Raw genomic sequence first — 21,597 nt, 5'->3', positions numbered from 1 at the left:
TGTAGGGTGTAGGGTGTGGGGTGTAGGGTGTAGGGTGTGGGGTGTGGGGAAGTGGGAAGCTTTTGAGTAAACAGTAAACAGTAAACAGTGAACTGAAAACTCACATCTGATAACTGATAACTGATAACTGATAACTGCCAGACAAGCCCAGCAAAGTTAAGTTATATTAAGATTACTCAGAATGCGTCCCCGTCCCATTCAGAAATCTCATGACTCAACCGCAAGCACAACGCATCCTCTACGTTAGACTCCCCTGTAACCCCATTTTCCCCATCGGTGTGGTTTATCTTTCCGACCACGTTCATAAACTCTTCCCCGACATCGAACAAAGGATCTTTGACCTTGGCACCGTCCCCCCCTTAGACTTTAACCAGGCACTCGATCGCTGTGTTGACGAATTTCGGCCGACCCTGCTAGTATTCTCCTGGCGGGATATTCAAATATATGCCCCCGTCGGTGGTCGCGGTGGCAATCCCCTGCAAAACGCCTTTGAATTTTACTACGCTAAAAACCCCCTAATCAAGCTGCGAGGTGCTTTAGGAGGTTTAAAGGTGACAACAGCCTACTACGGGGAATTATGGCGCAATCAGGGACTAATTCGCCGAGGGTTGCAGCGGGCCAGAAAATACCATCCCGAAGCGCGAGTTATCGTCGGGGGTGGTGCCGTCAGTGTTTTCTACGAACAACTAAAAACCAAACTGCCCACAGGAACAATTGTATCAGTGGGAGAAGGGGAAACCCTGCTAGAAAAATTCCTCTCCGGCCGGGACTTTAGCGATGAACGTTGTTATGTGGTCGGAGAAACCACACCCCGGCCGCGTTTAATCCACGAATCCCCCACCCCCTTAGAAAAATCCGCTTGTAACTACGATTACATCGCCAGTATTTGGCCGGAATTTTCCTACTATTTCCAAGAAAACGACTTTTATATCGGGGTGCAAACCAAGCGCGGCTGTCCCCATAACTGCTGCTACTGCATCTATACCGTCGTCGAAGGGAAACAAGTACGCATTAATCCCGCCGATGAAGTAGTTAAGGAAATCCGCCAATTATACGACCGCGGCATTCGCAATTTCTGGTTTACCGATGCCCAATTTATCCCCACCAGAAAATTTATCAACGATGTAGAAGAACTATTAGAAAAAATCCTCGCCGATGGGATGAAAGATATCCATTGGGCTGCCTATATTCGCGCCGATAATCTTACCCCAAAACTGTGCGATTTAATGGTAAAAACAGGCATGAACTACTTTGAAATCGGCATCACCAGTGGTTCTCAGGAATTAGTCCGAAAAATGCGTATGGGCTATAATTTACGGACAGTTCTGCAAAATTGTCGAGACTTAAAAGCGGCGGGTTTTAATGATCTGGTTTCGGTAAATTATTCTTTTAATGTTATTGATGAAACCCTAGAAACTATTCGTCAAACTATCACCTATCATCGGGAATTAGAAAATATTTTTGGAGTCGATAAAGTGGAACCAGCCATCTTTTTTATCGGACTACAACCCCACACCCATCTAGAAGAATACGCCTTCAAAAAGGAAATTATTAAACCCGACTATGATCCCATGAGTTTAATGCCCTGGACAGCCAAAAAACTGCTCTGGAATCCCGAACCTTTGGGGTCATTCTTTGGCGAAGTTTGTCTGCAAGCATGGCGACAAAATCCCGATGATTTTGGACGGGAAGTGCTGAAAATTTTGGAAGCAAGACTAGGGAAGGCCGATTTAGAATCCGCTTTAACCGCACCGATAGAAACTAAGAAAAAAGTCTTAACTCCTGCTTAAAAATTAATTTTAGTCAATCCCAAGGCGGCAATTAGCGTTACCATGAGTCTGAAATCAGGAGATGATCAAAATCCCTTTACCGGTAACTGCAAAATGACCGACCATCGCCGACCTGGGCTAGAATTAGCGGAATATATCGCCCTAGGATTAACCCTGCTTACCCTTATCGCCATGGGTGCGGGGTTTTTGCCTTTGTTCCTCCTAGTAGTGACTTTCGGGTTGAATATTCTCAATCGTCTCCGAGAAAGAACCAGGCAACTTCAACGCTTAACCGAGATAACCGGTCATTTACAGGAGCAGTGGGAAGAAGAAAAAGAAGCTTTATCGGCCCAAATACAGTCCCTCAGTCCCGCAGTGGCCAGGGATAACGCCAGTGCCATCGCAGAATTAGAGGAGAATATTCTCGCCCTCGAACAGTCCTACAATCAAATTATTCAATACATCAACCGTAACGCGCTGCTGGAACGCATCGAACATCTGGAAAAATCCTACAGTCGCTTACAAAGAGAGATTTTGCCGCTTAAGGAAGAATCAGCAGATATTAACGCCATAAAAGCGGAAAATGAGCCACAAATCACCCTACCTGCCCTTAATTTAACTCCCACTTCCCCCCCTGTCCCCCATTGGCACTATTATCGCCGTCTGAGCGCCCATCGGGAAATGATTACAGCGATCGCAATTACCGAAAATCAAAGGTTTTTAATTAGCGTTAGTTGGGATCGTACCCTAAAAATCTGGGATTTTGCGAGAGGAACCCTGATTAATACGGTGGAAGCTCATGATCAGGGCATTTTAGCCCTAGCAGTGACCGGAAACGGCGATTATCATCTAGCGACGGGGGGATTCGATCAAACCGTTAAATTATGGACTTTAGCCAGGGATGCCAGTAATCTGGAATTAAATCAAATTTTCCTCGGTCATCTCGGTTCGATTCACGGCCTAGATTTTGCCCCCCGTTGGCATTTTTTGGTTAGTGGTAGTTACGATCAAACCCTAAAACAGTGGAATTTAGAGCAGGAAAACGAAGAATTTAGCTCCTATGACAGTCTGGGGGCAATTTATGCCCTAGCAGTGGCTCCTAATCAAGATTTTATCGCCGCAGCTGGGGGTGATGGCACTGTCACCCTCTGGCAATTGGGATCGGGAGCAAAAATCGCCGTCCTATCTGGTAACGTTTCTTCGGTGCAGAGTCTGGCGATCGCTGCTGATAGTCAGATTATTGCCGCCGGTTGTGTGGATGGGACGGTGAAAATCTGGCAATACGACCAGGAGAAAAGCGGTCATTTTGCGCCAATTCGGGTGATTAATGCCCATAATGGTCAGGTGACAAGCTTGGTATTTGCTCCAGGAGGTCAGTGGTTATTTACCGGGGGAACCGACGGAGAAATTAAAATCTGGTTAGCCAATTCTCAACAGGCGATCGCAACTCTCACCGCCACCAATGAGCGATCATCGCCGATCTCCAGTTTAGTTCTCAGCCCCGATTATTGTCACCTAGCAGCGGCCGCGGCCGACGGCAGCATCACCATCTGGGAAAATATCACTTAATGGTCGATCGAACTAGAAAAATTGTATAATGTAATGTCCCGGACTCGATCGGGCCAGTTTGACCCCAAGAAAAAGTGACTGAGTTAACCGTCGTTTCTGCCTAATAGTTGTCATCGGGGCATCGAGAACGCGAGAGCGATCGCTTATCCCAGAATCATTACCCATAGTAAAAAATTCAGAATGAAGACTCCAACAGATCAAAGATTTGATTACGTCAAAATCGGTTTAGCGTCCCCCGAGAGAATTCGGCAATGGGGAGAAAGAACCCTACCTAACGGTCAAGTCGTCGGAGAAGTAACCAAACCAGAAACGATCAACTATCGGACTCTCAAACCGGAAATGGATGGGTTATTCTGCGAGAAAATTTTTGGCCCCTCGAAAGACTGGGAATGTTGGTGCGGTAAATACAAACGCGTCCGTCACCGGGGGATTGTCTGTGAACGTTGCGGGGTAGAAGTCACCGAGTCGCGGGTACGTCGTCATCGCATGGGTTTTATCAAATTAGCCGCCCCCGTCACCCACGTTTGGTATCTTAAAGGTATTCCCAGTTATCTCAGTATCCTGCTCGATATGCCCCTGCGGGACGTGGAGCAAATCGTCTATTTTAATGCCTATGTGGTTCTCGATCCGGGCAATGCGGGCAATCTTAGTTATAAACAACTCCTCAGCGAAGATCAATGGTTAGAGATCGAAGAGGAAATCTACGCGGAGGACTCGGAATTAGTCGGTATTGAAGTGGGGATCGGGGCCGAGGCTATCCAAAGACTCTTACAGGAAATTAACCTGGAAGAAGAAGCGGAAAGACTGCGGACGGAAATTGTCGAAAGTAAGGGGCAAAAACGGGCAAAATTAATTAAACGTCTCCGGGTAATCGATAACTTTATCGCCACGGGTTCTCAGGCAGAATGGATGGTTTTAAGCGTAATTCCCGTGATTCCTCCCGATTTACGCCCGATGGTGCAGTTGGACGGCGGCCGTTTTGCCACCTCTGACCTGAACGATCTCTACCGTCGGGTGATTAACCGCAATAACCGTTTATCCCGTCTGCAAGAAATTCTCGCCCCGGAAATTATCGTCCGCAATGAAAAACGGATGTTACAGGAGGCCGTCGATGCTTTAATTGATAACGGTCGTCGCGGTCGCACGGTGGTGGGGGCCAATAATCGCGCCCTGAAGTCTTTATCGGATATTATCGAGGGTAAACAGGGGCGTTTCCGTCAAAATCTCCTCGGTAAACGGGTTGACTATTCGGGACGTTCGGTTATCGTTGTCGGTCCGAAATTGAAGATCTATCAATGCGGTTTACCCCGGGAAATGGCGATCGAATTGTTCCAACCCTTCGTTATCCATCGTTTAATTAAATTAGGCATCGTCAATAATATCAAGGCAGCCAAGAAAATGATCCAACGGGGGGATGCCAATGTTTGGCACGTCTTGGATGAAGTGATCACGGGACACCCGGTGATGTTAAACCGCGCTCCTACCCTGCACCGTTTGGGCATTCAAGCGTTTGAACCGATATTGGTGGAGGGCCGGGCGATTCAGTTACATCCCCTCGTCTGTCCCGCTTTTAACGCTGACTTTGACGGGGACCAAATGGCTGTACATATTCCCCTCTCCCTGGAAGCACAATCGGAAGCGCGATTATTGATGTTAGCTTGTCATAATATTCTCTCACCGGCGACCGGTCGCCCGATTGTTGCCCCTTCTCAGGATATGGTTTTGGGTTGTTATTATCTCACGGCCGAAAATCCCAAGGCCCAAAAGGGTGGAGGTCGTTATTTCGCCAGCATGGATGACGCTATTCGCTCTTTCGATCAGGGATTGGTGGATCTGCACGCTTCTGTGTGGTTGCGTTTACCAGTCGGAGAAAAGGTGAAAACCAATAAACCCGATGAGGAAGTCCTGGAAACGGAAACTCTCCCCGATGGCAGCATCTGGAAATATTATCGGGAGCGCAAAACCCGCGAGAAGGATGGTGAGATAATTTCCCAGTATGTGCGTACTACTGTAGGGCGAATTATCTACAATAAGACGATTCTAGAGGCTTTGGTGGTCTAGAGAAAGATTAGGTTAGGGTGGGCATTGCCCACCTTAATTTTTAGGCTAAAGCGGCAATACATTCTATTTCCACTAGCACATCTTTGGGAAGACGGGCCACCTCCACACAGGCCCGGGCCGGGGCAGTTTCCGGGGGGAAATAACGGGCATAAACTTGATTCATCGCCCCGAAATTGGCTAAATCCGAGAGAAAGACGGTAGTTTTCACCACATTTGACCAATTAGCCCCAGCAGCGGTTAAAATGCCCTCTAGATTGGCCATAACTTGTTCGGTTTGGGCGCTAATTTCCCCGGAGACGATTTCACCCGTGACGGGATCTAGGGGAATTTGTCCCGCAACAAAGAGAAAAGGACCAGGAGCGGCGATCGCTTGATTATAGGGACCCACAGGGGCCGGAGCTTTATCAGTACGGATGACCTGATTATTCATGGGCAGGATAGTTAAAAAAGATGACATTGAATCAATTGAATATTCTCCCAGTTTTTCGATCGCTTGCAGTTAATTTTCGCCGGTTAGGGGGTTTAATTTGGACTGATTGTCTTTGTCGAAGGTGCGCTAAAAGCGATTGTACGAGAAATAAGTCAACATTTATGACGTTGCAATTCTGCATCTAACTCTGTTAACAAAGCATATATTCTATCAAAATCATGTTGAGTTTTAGAAGGAGCGTCATAGGTTCTCAAAGTACCTGTAGTATGACTATGAGCCGCTGTATCGCGACTCTTTTTTAGATTACCAAGATAACCTTTTAAAGCACTGATTTTACCAGTGTTTTCTAACTTTTCTTCGATTTTTTCTAATGTTGCTAAACCAATAACCATCATCAACATTTTTCTAAAAGGTTCATATTCAAAACTATGAGTACCACTAATAGTCTTATCGATGAATTTTTTGTTAGCTTCGGACTTTAAGCATCGTTTAGCACATCTTAAAACTATATCATCCATAGTTTCCTCGATCCAGCCACATAATTCTATAAGAGCTAGTTTGGAATAAGAAGAAGTTTTTTGATTATCAGCTGTAGGGTCATTATAGAGTTGATCAAGCCAGTTTAACGTCTTGAGTAAATAATCTTTAGTAATCATTACCAGTAGATGAAAAAATTTTGATAGATGTATTAATTCTCTCTAAAGCCTTATCTTTTCGATACATACCACTAGCTAAATTTTTAGTCAAAAATGGTTCAGATTTTATTAATCTAGAATACTTGTCTTGTAATTCACCATTGGAGAGATTGACTAAAGTATCTAAATTCTTGGCAACTCCTAAAAGAATTCCCTCAGCAATAACTTTACTGGTTTTGAGAGGTTCCTCTTTGAAGATTCTATCATAAATTAAGTCAACAGTTTGCTTAAATAATTGATCTTTATCTTGAATAAAATCTTCATGAGCCAATCTATGTTTATACATATAATCATTTAAAAATCCGGTCAATTTCCCCTTGTAGTTCTGGTATCCATCATAAAAAGCAAAGAAACGAAGCACTAATTCTTCATCTTCAAACCGAGATGCTTTTTTCTGCTTTCGATCCATCAGCAAAAGCCAGTTTTCATATTGAGCGCATTTTTTTAAAAAACTATTAAACTCGCCATTATAGATACAATTTCTGATCTCCTGATTATTGAGTTTTACTCCACCAGTATTTAAGCGATGGAAAATGGTAAAAATATAATTATTATGAGCTTTTTTGCTGGAGTCATAGCGAATCACCGTGATGGGAATAGTCATATTTTCTACGCGTTCATATAATTCTTCATGCTGAGTTTTTATTTCCTCAACTGTTCTTCCAGAAATAGACGAATCTACATCGGGTAATTTTGATAGCCTCCAATCTTCAGTAGTTAAAAATTTGACGATGGTACTAATTCGTTGTAATCCATCGATGATATAGCGTTTATCTGTCTTATAGTCAAGACTAATACACATACTAGGAATCGGTAACTGTTTCATTAAACTATCAATAAAACGAGTTTGTTGTGGATCAGTCCATACCACATCTCTTTGAAAATCTGGATCGATAACCAATTGTTTTTTTTGATACATTCTAACTAGATCAGAGCAGGATCGCTGCTCATTGTAAGCAATAATATCCGCAGGAGGAAAATCCACATCATCTTCTTCCTCTAGATACTTTTCTTCTTCGGCTGCTAGTAATTTCTCTTCTTGAGTGAGATAATTAACCATAATTTTTATCCGTCCTAATATTGCCAATTCAAAAATGAAACGCACGACTCCTTAAGAGTTGACAGAAAAAGGCTCATCAGGTACTGTCTGATCAATACAACAACAGATCAGACACAAAAACGAAGCCACCAACATCTTAACATAGAACAAAGAAACTTGCTCTATCAACTTGGTCAAGAGGGAAATTTATCTCAACGGCAAATGGCAGCTGGGATGTCATCAAAGCACGACCAAAGCGAGAATTAAGAAGGAATCAAGGTTCCCTCGGATGCTATCTACTGAAAATTGGTATCTTCATCGATTAAGTTAGCAATGCGAGCATAATAATCCAGTAATCCAGTGACAGGATAGCGGTCTGCTAGAGCGATCGAGGGAATATAAGGTATGATTAGATAGTCTTCTGAATCTATATCTAAATCATGATCGGTAGTTTCATCTATATCTATATTTTTGTCAATATCCTTTTGTAAAATTTGCCAAGCATGAGTAACTTTAGTTATTCCTGTATCACTTAAATCGGGAACAGGTGAAAAAACAAAATTAAGCGAAAGTCGGCCGAAAGAAGTCAAAGATTGCAAAAGAAGCTCGATTCCTTTTTGATTTTGTTCGTTAGGAAATAAAAAAATAATTGCTTCGTTGGCTGCCTGTAGTAAAGATAAAGCTCCCCATTCATTGATTCCAGTACACGAATCTACTAAGATAAGATCAGGTTTTAACTGATTTTGAATCTCTCGACTAAAAGTTGACCAGAGTGTTTCCCCATTATCGAGAATTGTTGTTGCTCGCAGATCATCAACTTTAGCAATGTAATCAAGACTCAAATAACCCGCAGGAACAATAAATAGTCTTCCCGTTGCATCGGGAATATTAACTTCTCCAAATATTTCAGTGATATTAATCTTTGCTTTTACACCTTCTGGTAAATAGGATTTTTCATAAAAATAGTCCACAATTCCGTATTTCGGTGAGGGATTTAAGGGGAAAGCTGTGCTTAACCCCGGTGCTTCTAAATCCAAGTCAACAGCTACTACTTTACGACCTCGCATCGCTAAAATCCAAGCAACATGAATTAAAGCAGTTGTCCTACCTACTCCCCCTTTAAAAGAATAAAAAGTTACGGTTCTAGGAAGACAAAGTTCGGGAGAAGACGGTGATTGATTTTGTGGATTAGTTGACCACAAAGCTAAATCTTGCCAAGTGTGAATTGATTTTTCGTCCAGAAGTTGTGGAGCTTTTAGATCGAGAGAGGCTGCCTCCTGAATAGTATATAAAGATATAAAACCTAAAGATTTATGCTGTTGTCCTATGTCATTTTTAACTGCTTCTCTTCGCTGAGTTGTTGATAAATTTTCAAACTTATCACTGACGATAGTTATATTCAAAAGTCCAGCAGTAGATACATTGATATCAACCCATTCTTGGGCTTCTTTTTGAACATATATATCTGTTAATTTTTGTTTCAGTGATCTTAACCAAGTTTCTGACATAAGTATCTCCTTAAAGTTGAGTAGCTTGTTTCTGAAGCCATTGTTTCAGACCTGTATAAGCTGATAACTACTCTTTGTATTTATCGTCATTCGGTTCACTGCTGGAATAACGCATATCTATAAAATTTTGACTAGGATTTTCTACTATATTAATCCATTTTATCACGTCTGGATAATTTTGAACTCTCGAATAGAGACGATTATTACTTTTTAGAGCAGCTGTCAAACTGTGACCCGGATTAGTTATAGTATGTCCGGGGTTATTGGACTTAGTTTTCCATTCTTTATTGGATACCGAAGCTAAGATCATAGATTTCAGCAAACATTCGATCGTAATACCTCCAAAGTGCATAGCAGCTATTTTCCTATTAGATCGATCAAGTATTTCTGTATCTCGATGACGTTGTAAAAAAGCTGATTGGTAATCTTCCATCCCTAATTATCTATTCCCTAGAGTTAATACCTGTGAATAAGTTTTTAGCTGAGGATTAAACAAGGGTACTTTATTAAACAATAAAGCACCCTTTTAGTTTAGCTTAGAACTCTCCTTTTAAAGCGGCATTACAGCGCTCGCAAATAGTGGGATCATCGGCAAATTTTCCCACTTGAGTGGAATAATTCCAACAGCGATCGCATTTTTCGCCCTCTGCTTTGACAATTCCCACCGAAACAAAGTCCGATTCTCCCTTATATTCTGCGGTTTGAATCGCGCTAATATCACTAACTAATTCCACTTGGGAAGAGAGAAATAGATAACGCAATTCATCAACTTTATTTCCCGTTAAACTATCACAATTGTTGAATAATTCTAACTCCTGTTGTAAGGTTTCATCGGGAACATAAAGTAAAACTTTTGCCTCTAAAGAAGCACCGATCGCTTTATCATTTCTGGCAGTTTCCATCACCTTATTAACTTCGGTGCGTAGCTGCCGGAATTTCGCCCATTTATCGGCCAATTCGCGATTATTCCAAGCAGGATCGATGTTTAGCCATCCTGACTCAAATACCGATAAATAAGGAGTTTTGTAGGGGAGAAATTGCCAGATATCTTCCGCTAGATGAGACAGGACAGGAGCGATCGCTTTAGCGAGATTTTCTAAAGCAATAGCATAGACTGTTTGACAACTGCGACGACGGAAAGAATTAGGATCAGAAATGTATAAACGATCCTTAGCAATGTCGATATAAAAGTTAGATAAATCGACAACACAAAAATTCTGTACCGTCTGGAAAAAGCGGAAGAATTGGAAACTTTCAAAAGCTGCCGTAACTTCCGTAAACACTTCCGAGATACGATGTAACATATAGCGATCAATCTCCGGTAGCTCTTCATAAGCTACCGCATCTTTAAGGGGATCAAAATCATTTAAACTCCCCAGTAAAAACCGAGCAGTATTACGGATTTTATTACGGATATCTACCAACTGTTTAAGAATATTTTGACCGATATTCACATCATTGGTATAGTCCACCGAGGACACCCATAACCGAATCACATCCACCCCATAAGCAGGTTCTTTTTTCTGGTCTTTACCACCATTAATGATCACATTGGGATCGATGACATTACCCAGAGATTTACTCATTTTTCGTCCCTGTTCATCCAAAACAAAACCGTGAGTTAACACCGTTTTATAGGGAGCAATACCATTAGCAGCCACACTGGTTAATAAACTCGATTGAAACCATCCCCGATGCTGATCCGATCCTTCTAGATACATATCCGCAGGATAACTTAATTCTGGTCGAGCATTAGCCACCGCATTCCAACTAGAACCAGAATCAAACCACACATCCATAGTATCCATTCCCTTGCGATAACTGCGACCATTATCGCGATAACTGGGAGGTAATAATTCCTCTACGGATAACTCCCACCAAGCATTAGAACCCTTGACTGCGAAGATAGCTTGAACGTGATTAATCGTCTCCTCCGTTAACAGAGGTTCATTCGTTTCTTCGTCATAAAAAACAGGAATAGGAACCCCCCAACTGCGCTGACGAGAGATACACCAATCGCTTCTTTCACTAACCATAGAAGTGATGCGATTCTTACCTGTTGCGGGAATCCAACGCACCGAATCAATTGCTTCTAAAGCTAATTCCCGGAATCCTTCCACGGAAGCAAACCATTGTTCCGTTGCGCGGAAAATTGTCGGTTTTTTGGTTCTCCAATCGTAGGGATATTTATGCTGATATGCTTCTTCTTTGAGTAAGGCACCCTTTTCTGTCAGTGCTAAAATTATCGCTTCATTAGCATCTTTCAAGACATTTAAACCCGCAAATTGTCCCGCTTCTGCGGTGAAATTTCCCTTATCATCCACGGGAGAAAGTATCGGTAAACCGTAACGTTGGCCGACGATATAATCCTCCTGACCATGGCCGGGGGCCGTGTGAACTAATCCGGTGCCGGAATCAGTGGTGACATAATCCCCACCGATGAGAATCGCACTTTCTCTGTCAAACAAAGGATGACGATATTTAGTATGTTCTAATTCCAGACCTTTAACCGTTGCTTTAATCGTCAAAGTCCTGTTAAAAGTGTCGGCTAATTTTTCGACTAAATCCGTCGCTACAATTAGATAATTAGACTCGCTGGTTTCCACCACTGAATAGTTTAATTCTGGGTTTAATGCGACGGCCAAATTCCCGGGTAAAGTCCAGGGGGTAGTCGTCCAGATAGCCACGGATAAATTAGGCAAAAATGGCGTTAAAACTGGGGTTGAAACTGACGTAATCGGAAAAGCAACATAGACACTGCGGGAAGTGTGACCTTCGGGATATTCTAATTCTGCCTCAGCTAAAGCGGTTTGAGAACTAGGACTCCAGTGAACCGGTTTTAGTCCCCGATAAATATAACCTTTTAGGGCCATTTTTCCGAATACGGCAATTTGAGCGGCCTCGTATTCAGGTTGTAGGGTTAAATAGGGATTTTCCCAGTCTCCCCAGACTCCATACCTTTTGAAACCTTCACACTGTTCTTTTTGCGTTTGAAGGGCAAAATCGTGGGCTTTCTGACGTAATTTCAAAGGGGTTAGACCCTCTTTTTCCGAGCTTTTGAGACTTTGTAAAACCTTTAGTTCGATCGGCAACCCGTGACAATCCCAACCCGGCACATAGCGCACTTTGTAGCCTTGCAGCAGTTTATATTTATTGATAATGTCTTTGAGAATTTTATTTAAAGCATGACCGATATGCAGTGACCCGTTAGCGTAGGGTGGACCATCGTGGAGAATAAATAATTCTTTGGGGTTATTTTGCGCTAATTTCTCGTATATTTGCTCATCTTGCCAGAATTTCTGGATTTCTGGCTCACGTTTGCTGGCATTTGCTCGCATATCAAAGTCAGTTTGAGGCAAATTAACGGTATCTTTGTAACTTTTAGCGTTGGACATTCTGGCAAACCTATGGATATCAATCGTTTTCGGGATTCATTCCTAAATAACGTCTCTTTGAGAGTCGTTATCTCTATTCTGTCACATAACTGTAATACAAATATTACAAGTGACAATCAATGATCTATAAGTCTAGCGAGATTGAGTCCAAGAGCGATGATTCCCAAAGGCTATAATTTAGTTATTCGAGGATAGGGAGCATGAGGACGATGGTGACGAATCCTAATTTTTTTTATGTCTCTCCAGAAGTGTATCTAGAAGGGGAAAGAGTCAGTCCGATCAAGCACGAGTACCGAAAAGGACGGATTTATGCGATGGTAGGCGCAAAAAAGCCCCATATTGTCTTAAATACAAATCTAGCCACTTTATTGAATATCCATCTCGATGATAGTCCCTGTCTTGTTCTCACTTCCGATATCAAAGTCCGGTTAGAGGAGGCAAATTGTTATTATTATCCCGATATTGCGGTGGTTTGTGACGAGAGAGAGATTAACAATACCGATGATTTTATTCTTTATCCCCTTCTGATTATTGAAGTATTATCGAAATCTACGGAATCCTTTGATAGGGGTGATAAATTTAGCGATTATCAAACCTGTCCCACCCTAAAAGAATACATTCTTATTCATCAAAACCAGATGAAAATTGAATGTCACCGTCGCGAGGATTCGGGAGTTTGGCAAGAACAGATCTATGAAGCGGGAGATGAGGTAGAATTTACCAGTGTAGGATTCCGGGGATCGATCGCTTCTATCTATCGGAAAGTCCCCGGTTTGATATAATTACAATTATTTTTTGACATCGCACTTTTAGGTCTCTAATTCTCTAAAGCTTCAAACTGACGTAAAGCAATACTAGAACCTTGGTTCCAGCCTAATTCAACATAATAGGGAAAAAGTTTCTTGATATTTATATCGGGAAAGAGACGACTATTTTCACTTTCCTGACAACTATCTTCTATGAACAGATATATTTTTAATTCTTCCCGACGATAAACCCACAATTCGGGGATTTTTAGCAATTGATAAGCCTCTACATCAGTCAGAGAAGTAAAATCCACTTCTATAGCTAAATCGGGAGGAGGATCGACAGTTAAATCAATTCTCTCTTTGCCTAAAATTGACTGTCTATTATCAATATAAAAACAAGTATCTGGCTCTACTCCCGCTTCTCCCGGCATTTTCAAGGTAATGGGATCAAAACATTGCCAGTCTTTGCCTTGACGACGGAGGATAATTTTTACTAAATCCCTTAATGTATCAACACGATTGCCATGACTTGGTAGGGGAGACATAAGCCGAATTTCTTGCGTTTTGCGATTAAAATAGAGTTTGGGATAGGTTTTCTGGAGACGTAAACTCAGCAATCTTTGGTAATCTTCCCAAGTCTGATGCGGAAAAATCACTTGACTGCCCGGAGATAAAGATAAAGTATTTTCGTTGAGAGTAATTAGTAGCATTTTGGTAATTATCTTTAGTTTGTCAGATTCCCCCGCCTATCGGCACCCCCCTTAATAAGGGGAGCAGGGGGGATCAAGCCTTATTAAGCCTGGATTAAGGGGGGATTAATTGGGTACATGGCTCACTTTTATACAAAAAGTGTTTTAACTAAAATTCTCTAAAGCTTCAAACTGACGTAAAGCAATACTAGAACCTTGATTCCAGCCTAATTCAACATAATAGGGAAAAAGTTTCTTGATATTTATATCGGGAAAGAGAAGACTATTTTCGCTTTCTTGATAACCGTCTTCTCTGAACAGATATATTTTTAATTCTTCCCGACGATAAACCCACAATTCGGGTATTTTCAGCAATTGATAGGCCTCTACATCAGTCAGAGAAGTAAAGTCCACTTCTATAGCTAAATCGGGAGGAGGATCGACAGTTAAATCAATTCTCTCTTTGCCTAAAATTGCCTGTCTATTATCAATATAAAAACAAGTATCCGGCTCTACTCCTGCTTCTCCCGGAATTTTCAAGGTAATCGGATCAAAACATTCCCAGTCTTTGCCTTGACGACGAAGGATAATTTTTACTAAATCACTTAAAAGATTGATACGTTTGCCATGACTTGGTAAGGGAGACATAAGCCGAATTTCTTGAGTTTTGCGATTAAAATAGAGTTTGGGATAGGTTTTTTGGAGACGTAAACTCAGCAATCTTTCGTAATCTTCCCAAGTCTGATGGGGAAAAATAACTTGACTGCCCGGAGATAAAGATAAAGTATTTTCGTTGAGAGTAATTAGTAACATTTTGGTAATTATCCTTGATTTTTAGCTGTGGGATTTAACTAATTTCGCTCTGGCAACCAATGCCTATCAAGCATTTGTTCAAGGGAATAGGGACAATTTAGAGGGAAATTGTGAGGAGATATTTCAGTTTTTTGCCCGACAATAAAAACGGCATCTTGATAAATTCTTTCTTGGTTATCTAGGAGATATTTTTCTAGATTTGTGCTTAAATATCCATTTAGCTGAACTCTAAAAGTGGCTATTTCTCCTTGCCAATGCCGATGATTTAATTCAAATTCTTTTGACCAATATTGCCACAACAAAAGATGAATAATTATCTGTCTTAAAAAACTCTCAACTCGATTTTTATCCCGTTTGCTCAAAGCCTCCAACTCCTCGATTAAATGTTGAATATCCAACTCAGCTAGACGATTTTCCTTGAGAAGTTTAATTGTTTCAGTCAACCAGAGATGTTCATCTTGTTCGTAGAGAAATTGTAACTGATTTAGCCAAGTATCTTTTTTCATATTTTTTTGGCTGAGGAGACTTCTAAAACTGCTTTCGGGTAGGCAATGCGTTGATGGTGGAATTGTTGCCAAACTTGCACAAAAATCTCGGCAATAATTGGTAATTCCTCCTGACGAATACCACTATCTACTAATTGTTGATCGCGCCATCGGGCCTGAAAAATCTTTTTGATCATATCCATAGCTTGTTCTGGGGAGGCCTCCTTCAGCGATCGCAAAGCGGCCTCGCTACTATCGGCTAACATAACGATCGCCGTTTCTCGCGATTGGGGAATCGGACCATCGTAGCGAAAGGCCGCCTCATCGACGAATTCTTGACCATTTTGGGCGGATTTTTGCAAAGCTTGCTGATAAAAATAGGAAATTAAGAGATTACCTTGGTGTTCGGGAATAAAATCGCGGACGACTCGCGGTAAACCGTGTCTGCGGGCCATGACTAACCCTTCGCTAACGTGCTTTTTAATAATCTCGGCGCTGACGTAGGGATCATTAATTTCATCGTGTTTATTCGGGCCACCCATTTGATTTTCAATAAAACCGAGAGGATCGTGCATTTTCCCGATATCGTGATAGAGAGTCCCCGTGCGAATTAATTCCACATTACAGTGCAGTTTTCGGGCGGCCGCTTCAGCTAAACAGGCGACAAAAAGGGTATGTTGAAAAGTACCCGGTGCTTCCGTGGCCAAACGTTTGAGCAAACTACAATTAGGATTGGACAACTCCACCAGACGAATCGGAGTCACCACATCGAAACAGCGTTCCAAATAGGGGGATAATCCTAGGGCGATTACCGTCCAAGCTATCCCCGATAGACCATAGACGAGCGCCGTGGGTAGTAGAGTATAGATGATCGTGCTGGCCGTGGCACTAACGATTAGGTAAGTGAGCAGATAAACACCCCCTTGGCTGACTCCGATTCCCATCCCTAGCAGCGATAATTCATCCCTGGAACGCAATTTTGCCGCTATCATAGCCGCTAATAGTCCCCCTATCGTCCCCGCGATTAAATCGGCGCTGATACCTTGGATGCTGAATAGGGAAAGACCGGCAGTTAAGAGGACCTGGGTGACGGCCAGAGTCGGGCCGTAGAAACTGCTGACTAATAAACCCACGGCTGCCAAATTGGTAAAGGGAATATTGGCGATCGCTAGGATCGGTGTGGTAAAACTTAGTAAACCCAAGAGAATAAAATCCCGGTGACGCAGGGGCCGATGGAGACGCTGGGCCACGAGGCAAAAAGTCCCGATCGCACTGGTGACAAGGATTGCCGTTGACCCTAAACCCATCCAGTTAATGCCCCGTTCGCTCAAACCAAAGCCATCGATGAGAACAAACTGAGCTTGAGTAATTGTTTCGCCTGCTTTAACGATAATTTGACCGGTTTGAGCGCTAGACATGACCATATCTACCGCTTCCACCGCTTTAGCGGCTTGTTCTTTGGTTGCCTCCCGATCTTCTATCAGGTTCGCTTCTCCCTCCAGGGCTGCCAGAAGGATATTTTCGGCTAAAAGCTGCTGGCGATCGGTTAGGCGATCGCTGCTAATCTGCACGGCGATGGTATCCTGTAGGTGACTGGTGGAAATCCCCGGGGGAATGCCTTGCACCAAAATCCGGCGACTCGCTTGCAGGATGGCTGTTTCTAGGTTTTGCCACTCTCGATCGCCCATTTGGGCCACTGCGATCAGATCGGCGTATTTGAGTTTATTTAAGCTGGAATGCCGATAATTTTGGCTGGTTTGCTCCTGTATTTGCCGTAATTGCCCTAATCGATCGATAAATTGCTCAAAGTTTCCCTTCGTCACGCGCTGACGATAGGCTTGGATTTCGTCTACAGCATATTCCTGCTTTTTTGTCAAGAGGTTTGTAAAAGATTCTTCATAGTTGAGGCGGCTCTGTAGAGTTGACCATTGAGCGGCAGAAAAGGTGAGCAGCGTTTCCATTGTGGCGTTGGAAATAGTCCTGCCCATTAAAATGGAATTTCTTCGCAAAATTGGGCGAATTTGACTTAATTGCCCTAAAGTGTCCTGCAGCGATCGCTCGATCTGGTCGGTGGTTTGGGGGTCTCTTTTCAGCCGGGGAAGCAGTCCAGCCCGAATTTTTTGGCGTTTGAGGGCGGTGGTTTCTTGGTCTTGAAAACGGGCATCTTCGGGGGCGATAATCGTAACCGGGGAAATAGTCCCGACGGCCAATTTCGGCTGATTATAGAAACGATAACCGACCACGCTAGTCAGACAACCGACGGTAAACAGGAAGATTAAGGGTCGTCGCAGTTTACCCAGGGAGTAAGAGCGAGATTTTCGGGCAGAATCAGGAAAAACAGTGAAAGAATGCAGAAAATGATTCATAAATTCCAGCTAAATTCTATAAACTGCGCCACCATGCCCAGAGGAAAAATACCAGCAATTTGGTTGTGTGTTCCCTTTTCTATTGTAAGGACTCCCTGTGCAAAAAAAATTTTTCTCGAAAGGTATCTAGATTAACTTGATGCGGGGGTTTTTGCCTTCTGGTGCGCCCAAATAACCCAAAAATCGCCCCAAATCCCCAAAAAACGGGCGGGCCGATAATTGCTGGTGGGCCGATAATTGCCGGTGGGCGAACGCAGTTCACCCCTACAAAATCGACCGGCCTTTGGGCGGGAAAAAAAAGAGAAAAAGGGTTACAAAGTCCCCCCAGCACCGCACACCACGGGAAAGTTAGACAAGGAGAGATTATTTTGATTGATTTTCCTTAATATTGTTGAAAGCTTGCCCACTTTTAGTAATTGTCATTTTTAACCTTTACTGTTTAAAGAGGGATGGCGGTTTCTAGGGAAATTTTCAGATTCCTGTTTTCAGAAATTCTATAGTTAAGTTTTTCAAAACCAATAACTTCGCCTTTTTGATTTTTCATTAAAATAACTTCGTCGCCGGTTTCTTCGCAGAGATATTCTGAAGAGCGATCGCCAAACCACACGGTTAAGGTATTGCCCATCGGATCATAATAAACGTTTACTTCTGCCATAAAATTTCCCCTTCTTTAATTGCATCGGTGGGATAAGTGGTAATTAGGAAACCATCACCATTGAGCTTTCGGATAATGGCACAGAGCCAACGTTTTGGTCGTTGAAGTTGATAAAAAAGATAAACATTGGGGTCACTGCGGCTACGTCGAATTTCATCAGGTTGGCTAAGGGTTTCTTGGACTAATTTTTCTTGTCCTTTCATTATAGGATGTTTTATCTGGGTGATAATTTCCCAATAGGCAACAGTGACGCAGATCGTACAATTAAGAGGGGTTGAAATCTCAAAAAATAGATCATTTTTGCTCATGTTTTGTCCTCATCAGCAAATTCTTAGTCAAGATGAAAACTGGCATCTTCGGGGGCGATAATTGTGACCGGAGAAATAGTCCCGACGGCTAATTTCGGCTGATTATAGAAACGACAACCGACGGTAAACAGGAAGATTAAGGGTCGTCGCAGTTTACCCAGGGAGTAAGAGCGAGATTTTCGGGCAGAATCAGGAAAAACAGTGAAAGAATGCAGGAAATGATTCATAAATTCCAGCTAAATTCTACAAACTGCGCCACCATGCCCAGAGGAAAAATACCAGCAATTTGGTTGTGTGTTCCCTTTTCTATTGTAAGGATTCCCTGCACAGAAAAAATTTTTTCTCGAAAGGCATCTAGATTAACTTGATGCGGGGGTTTTTGCCTTCTGGTGCGCCCAAATAACCCCAAAATCGCCCCAAAAACCCAAAAAACTGGCGATAAAGAAAAGAAAAGAGAAAAAATAGGGAATGAGAGTAAAAAGGGAAAAAAGAGTACAAGGGTTAGAGAGTTCTCTTCTGCAGCATCAAGAATAGTATATATGTACTATGAGCGGCAAAAAAATCGCCGGAAAAGGGAAAAAGAGAAAAGAATAAAGGGAAATCAAGTCCTGGGGAAGCGGCAGACAACTCGAAAACCGTCGTAGTAGTTGTTGCGGTTGCCGGGGTTGTCCCTGTCACGAACCGCACTGCGACAGTACCTCGGAAGGCTGTTCCAAGAACCGCCGCGTAGTACTCTAGTTCTTTTATCACTTAATAGTTGTATAACATTATTTTCATTAAGTAAATATTGCTCCGCGCTTTGTTCTTCATCCCAAACTTCGCTATCGGTCTGCGTTTTACCCTCATAGCTGTCGTGCCACGGATCTAAACACCATTCCCAAACATTGCCGTGCATATCATACAGCCCAAAGTCATTAGCTACCTTAAAATGACCTACTGGTGTGGTTTCTTCCCTATAAGTGCCTTTTGGACCCCTTCCATAATTCCCTGGATAAACTTTGTTTTCTATTTCCCAATCAGTTCCTCTATAATTCGCTAAATCCGTGGTAATAGTCTCACCGAAATGAAAGGCGGTGGTTGTCCCAGCGCGACAAGCATACTCCCATTCCGCCTCACTCGGTAGCCGGTATTCCCTTCCGCTTAGTTTCGATAGTTTCGATAATCTCGCGCAGAACTCGATCGCATCATACCAACTAACTTGTTCCACGGGACGGCGATCGCTATCGGGACGGTCTTTAAAATAGGCTGGTTTGAGATTAAGGTCTTGTTTAACTTTTAAATCGGCACGGGACGCGATCGCTTGCCACTGCGCTTGGGTTATGGGATATTTGCCCATGAAAAAGGGGGGAACAGTGACCTGATGTTGGGGTTTCTCATCATTATCTCCTTCTCCTGCTGGTGAACCCATCGTGAATGTTCCCCCCGGTATGGCGACCATTTCTAGGGTGATGTCTTTGCCCAAATCTTGGCTGAAATATTGGGACTGCTTCGACTCTTTTTTGATTTGCTCACCCTTCGCATTTACTTCCACGATTTCAAAGTTAAATACCTTGAGTCCATTTTCTTGAGAAGGCTTAGGGGTGGATGACCTATTCCCCTCGGACTGCCTGACGGGTTCAGGAGTAGTAGGAATTGAAGACGACTGTGACTGTCTTCGCGCGATACGCTTGATAGCTTCGATCGCATCTAAATCGCCACGGGATGCTCCCAAGACACGAATCCATAACTGTTCAGCTAAGTCAAAATCGCTCCTATTTTCTGCTAAGGAAGCCTGATACTTTAGGGGTTGCACATCCCTAAGCGTGGCAACTTGTTCTAACAAAATAAAATAGAGCTTGTGGGGCGGTTCTGCTTTCAAATAGGGATTCTGTCTCGGTTTCCCATATCTAGCGTTAATTTTCTCGACTTGACGGCGCAGGTATTCGTCTAGACGCTCTACCGTAGCGCAATTGCCTTCTCCTTGCCGCCGCAATCCTTCCAGCAGCGTATGGGTAAATGAGCCTTGTTGCAACTCGTCGATCTCCCATGACTGTTGATTGGCCGTACAGGAATAGAAGGTTATTACTCCCTGATACTCCTCCTCTCCAATGCCCAGACCGCCTCGGCTGTCCTCATCTCGACAGGCATCTAACAATAGTACGACGTTATCCGCACCAGACCTCCGCAGCCGCTCGGTTACATAATCCACTGATACAGCCGTTTCTCTTACATTGCCCGGATCGCTATCGGGCAACATCAGGTAGTCTTTGTCTTGATCTCGCCTGCCGTGACCAGCAAAGAAAAACCAGAGATTGTCTCCAGGCTTAAGCAGGGGAGTCTGGAACTGCCTCTGAAGAAACCGCTTGAGACGACCGTGGGTTAGTTGCGTGGGAATGGGGGGACTAGCAGGAATGGGTGGAGAATCTTCGGTAAATAGAAATATCCCACCGCGATCGAATCCTCCCTCCCTTTCACACCAAGCTTTGATCGCTTCTGCATCTTTCTTTGCGTATTTCAGTGGCTTGAGGTTGTCATATTCATTGATGCCGATCGCTATCACCCAGTTTTTAGCCATCTTTCCTCTTGAACTTAAACGTCATCGCTCCTTTACCTCCCGCTTTGCCCCCGACCCCAAACAGGCTAACTTGCCCTTCCCCATTAATTTCTACAGACAGTTCCACTTCATCGAGCCGGATTTTAGCGCTAGGAGGGTCGGCTTCATCGAGCATTTCCCTCATCGCTTTGAGAAAGCCCTTCATTTCTAGCTTCAGTTTGGACACATCCACTTGACTTCTTTCGGTGGCCGCAACTGGCGAGCTTTCCTGTTCACCGAGCCGTCCCCCGATATCACTGCTACTTCTACCGCCGGTGGGCGTTTCTTGACGATCAGATTCCCCCGTAATAATCCATATTTTGCTGGGAGTTGCGATATCTTCGGTCATTGTCTTGATTTCCCCTAAATGTTATCTCACTTGCCTTTAAACAAATTTTCTCACCCTATCATACAGAGATTTGTGGTTTGCCCACAACAATTACATTTTTAGTCGATTTCTCGGAATAAATAGGGTTTGCAGCAAAAAGTACGGG

17 protein-coding genes and 4 pseudogenes are annotated in these 21,597 nt (G+C 43.1%); 5 read left to right on the top strand and 16 right to left on the bottom strand.

Annotated features, from left to right (window positions below; translation table 11 throughout):
* Window positions 1-209: 209 nt before the first annotated feature.
* The 3 genes from O9323_RS17265 to O9323_RS17255 all read left to right on the top strand — a co-directional run bounded on the left by O9323_RS17265 (window position 210) and on the right by O9323_RS17255 (window position 5,399).
* Window positions 210-1,790 carry a photosystem II high light acclimation radical SAM protein gene (locus O9323_RS17265; RefSeq protein WP_002754388.1) on the top strand — a complete coding sequence of 527 codons (1,581 nt, stop codon included), beginning with the start codon at window positions 210-212 and terminating at the stop codon, window positions 1,788-1,790.
* A gap of 42 nt (window positions 1,791-1,832) precedes the next feature.
* Window positions 1,833-3,338, top strand: a complete 1,506-nt coding sequence (locus O9323_RS17260; RefSeq protein WP_288125472.1) for a WD40 repeat domain-containing protein — start codon at window positions 1,833-1,835, stop codon at window positions 3,336-3,338.
* Between the two features lie 180 nt (window positions 3,339-3,518).
* Window positions 3,519-5,399 (top strand): DNA-directed RNA polymerase subunit gamma, encoded by a 1,881-nt coding sequence (locus O9323_RS17255; protein WP_002737004.1) that lies wholly within the window; start codon window positions 3,519-3,521, stop codon window positions 5,397-5,399.
* A 40-nt stretch (window positions 5,400-5,439) separates the two neighbouring features.
* On the opposite strand, the gene O9323_RS17250 is transcribed toward O9323_RS17255, so the two are convergent.
* From O9323_RS17250 to O9323_RS17240, 3 genes are all read right to left on the bottom strand, one after another.
* Window positions 5,440-5,856 (bottom strand): RidA family protein, encoded by a 417-nt coding sequence (locus O9323_RS17250; protein WP_002762767.1) that lies wholly within the window; start codon window positions 5,854-5,856, stop codon window positions 5,440-5,442.
* A gap of 125 nt (window positions 5,857-5,981) precedes the next feature.
* Entirely contained in the window at window positions 5,982-6,485 is a 504-nt protein-coding gene (locus tag O9323_RS17245; protein WP_149107402.1) for an endoribonuclease, read from the bottom strand.
* Window positions 6,475-7,584: a DUF262 domain-containing protein gene (locus tag O9323_RS17240; protein ID WP_288125471.1), complete on the bottom strand. Its 1,110-nt coding sequence runs from the start codon at window positions 7,582-7,584 to the stop codon at window positions 6,475-6,477. The genes O9323_RS17245 and O9323_RS17240 overlap by 11 nt, the downstream gene beginning before the upstream one ends.
* 90 nt (window positions 7,585-7,674) lie before the next feature.
* On the opposite strand from O9323_RS17240, the pseudogene O9323_RS17235 reads away from it, so the two are divergent.
* Window positions 7,675-7,862 (top strand): annotated as a pseudogene (locus O9323_RS17235) (hypothetical protein); the annotation flags it as partial.
* Here the strand turns inward: O9323_RS17235 and O9323_RS17230 are convergent.
* The 3 genes from O9323_RS17230 to ileS all read right to left on the bottom strand — a co-directional run bounded on the left by O9323_RS17230 (window position 7,860) and on the right by ileS (window position 12,466).
* A complete protein-coding gene (locus O9323_RS17230; RefSeq protein ID WP_228051230.1) occupies window positions 7,860-9,071 on the bottom strand; it encodes a ParA family protein in 1,212 nt (403 codons plus the stop codon). The pseudogene O9323_RS17235 and the gene O9323_RS17230 sit on opposite strands and share 3 nt — an antisense overlap.
* 67 nt (window positions 9,072-9,138) lie before the next feature.
* On the bottom strand, window positions 9,139-9,504 hold the full coding sequence (locus O9323_RS17225) for a hypothetical protein (RefSeq protein ID WP_149107400.1): 366 nt from the start codon (window positions 9,502-9,504) through the stop codon (window positions 9,139-9,141).
* 103 nt (window positions 9,505-9,607) lie between these two features.
* Window positions 9,608-12,466, bottom strand: coding sequence for an isoleucine--tRNA ligase (gene ileS, locus O9323_RS17220; protein ID WP_288125470.1), 2,859 nt, complete (start codon window positions 12,464-12,466; stop codon window positions 9,608-9,610).
* A gap of 209 nt (window positions 12,467-12,675) precedes the next feature.
* On the opposite strand from ileS, the gene O9323_RS17215 reads away from it, so the two are divergent.
* Window positions 12,676-13,248, top strand: coding sequence for a Uma2 family endonuclease (locus O9323_RS17215; RefSeq protein ID WP_149107398.1), 573 nt, complete (start codon window positions 12,676-12,678; stop codon window positions 13,246-13,248).
* A gap of 35 nt (window positions 13,249-13,283) precedes the next feature.
* On the opposite strand, the gene O9323_RS17210 is transcribed toward O9323_RS17215, so the two are convergent.
* The 10 genes and pseudogenes from O9323_RS17210 to O9323_RS17170 all read right to left on the bottom strand — a co-directional run bounded on the left by O9323_RS17210 (window position 13,284) and on the right by O9323_RS17170 (window position 21,452).
* Window positions 13,284-13,925, bottom strand: coding sequence for a Uma2 family endonuclease (locus tag O9323_RS17210; RefSeq protein ID WP_149107397.1), 642 nt, complete (start codon window positions 13,923-13,925; stop codon window positions 13,284-13,286).
* 144 nt (window positions 13,926-14,069) lie between these two features.
* Entirely contained in the window at window positions 14,070-14,717 is a 648-nt protein-coding gene (locus O9323_RS17205) for a Uma2 family endonuclease (protein ID WP_149107396.1), read from the bottom strand.
* A 38-nt stretch (window positions 14,718-14,755) separates the two neighbouring features.
* Entirely contained in the window at window positions 14,756-15,223 is a 468-nt protein-coding gene (locus O9323_RS17200; protein WP_288125469.1) for a DUF29 domain-containing protein, read from the bottom strand.
* Entirely contained in the window at window positions 15,220-17,568 is a 2,349-nt protein-coding gene (locus O9323_RS17195; protein ID WP_288125468.1) for an HD family phosphohydrolase, read from the bottom strand. The genes O9323_RS17200 and O9323_RS17195 overlap by 4 nt, the downstream gene beginning before the upstream one ends.
* A gap of 439 nt (window positions 17,569-18,007) precedes the next feature.
* The gene (locus O9323_RS17190) at window positions 18,008-18,223 is read right to left on the bottom strand and encodes a DUF2283 domain-containing protein (RefSeq protein WP_002800147.1); all 216 of its coding nucleotides are present in this window, start codon (window positions 18,221-18,223) and stop codon (window positions 18,008-18,010) included.
* Window positions 18,211-18,426 (bottom strand): hypothetical protein, encoded by a 216-nt coding sequence (locus O9323_RS17185; protein ID WP_253852119.1) that lies wholly within the window; start codon window positions 18,424-18,426, stop codon window positions 18,211-18,213. The genes O9323_RS17190 and O9323_RS17185 overlap by 13 nt, the downstream gene beginning before the upstream one ends.
* Before the next feature lie 140 nt (window positions 18,427-18,566).
* Window positions 18,567-18,758, bottom strand: a pseudogene (locus O9323_RS17180) (hypothetical protein); the annotation flags it as partial.
* 374 nt (window positions 18,759-19,132) lie between these two features.
* Window positions 19,133-20,086 (bottom strand): annotated as a pseudogene (locus O9323_RS22945) (formylglycine-generating enzyme family protein); the annotation flags it as partial.
* 288 nt (window positions 20,087-20,374) lie between these two features.
* A pseudogene (locus tag O9323_RS22940) lies at window positions 20,375-21,085 on the bottom strand (caspase family protein); the annotation flags it as partial.
* A complete protein-coding gene (locus tag O9323_RS17170; protein ID WP_288125465.1) occupies window positions 21,078-21,452 on the bottom strand; it encodes a Pepco domain-containing protein in 375 nt (124 codons plus the stop codon). The pseudogene O9323_RS22940 and the gene O9323_RS17170, both read right to left, overlap by 8 nt.
* Window positions 21,453-21,597 lie beyond the last annotated feature (145 nt).

Source organism: Microcystis sp. LE19-131.1A (genome assembly GCF_027532015.1).
Lineage (GTDB): Bacteria > Cyanobacteriota > Cyanobacteriia > Cyanobacteriales > Microcystaceae > Microcystis > Microcystis ichthyoblabe_A.
Note: the sequence above shows the minus strand (reverse complement) of the source record. Positions and strands in the feature narration are given on the sequence as shown.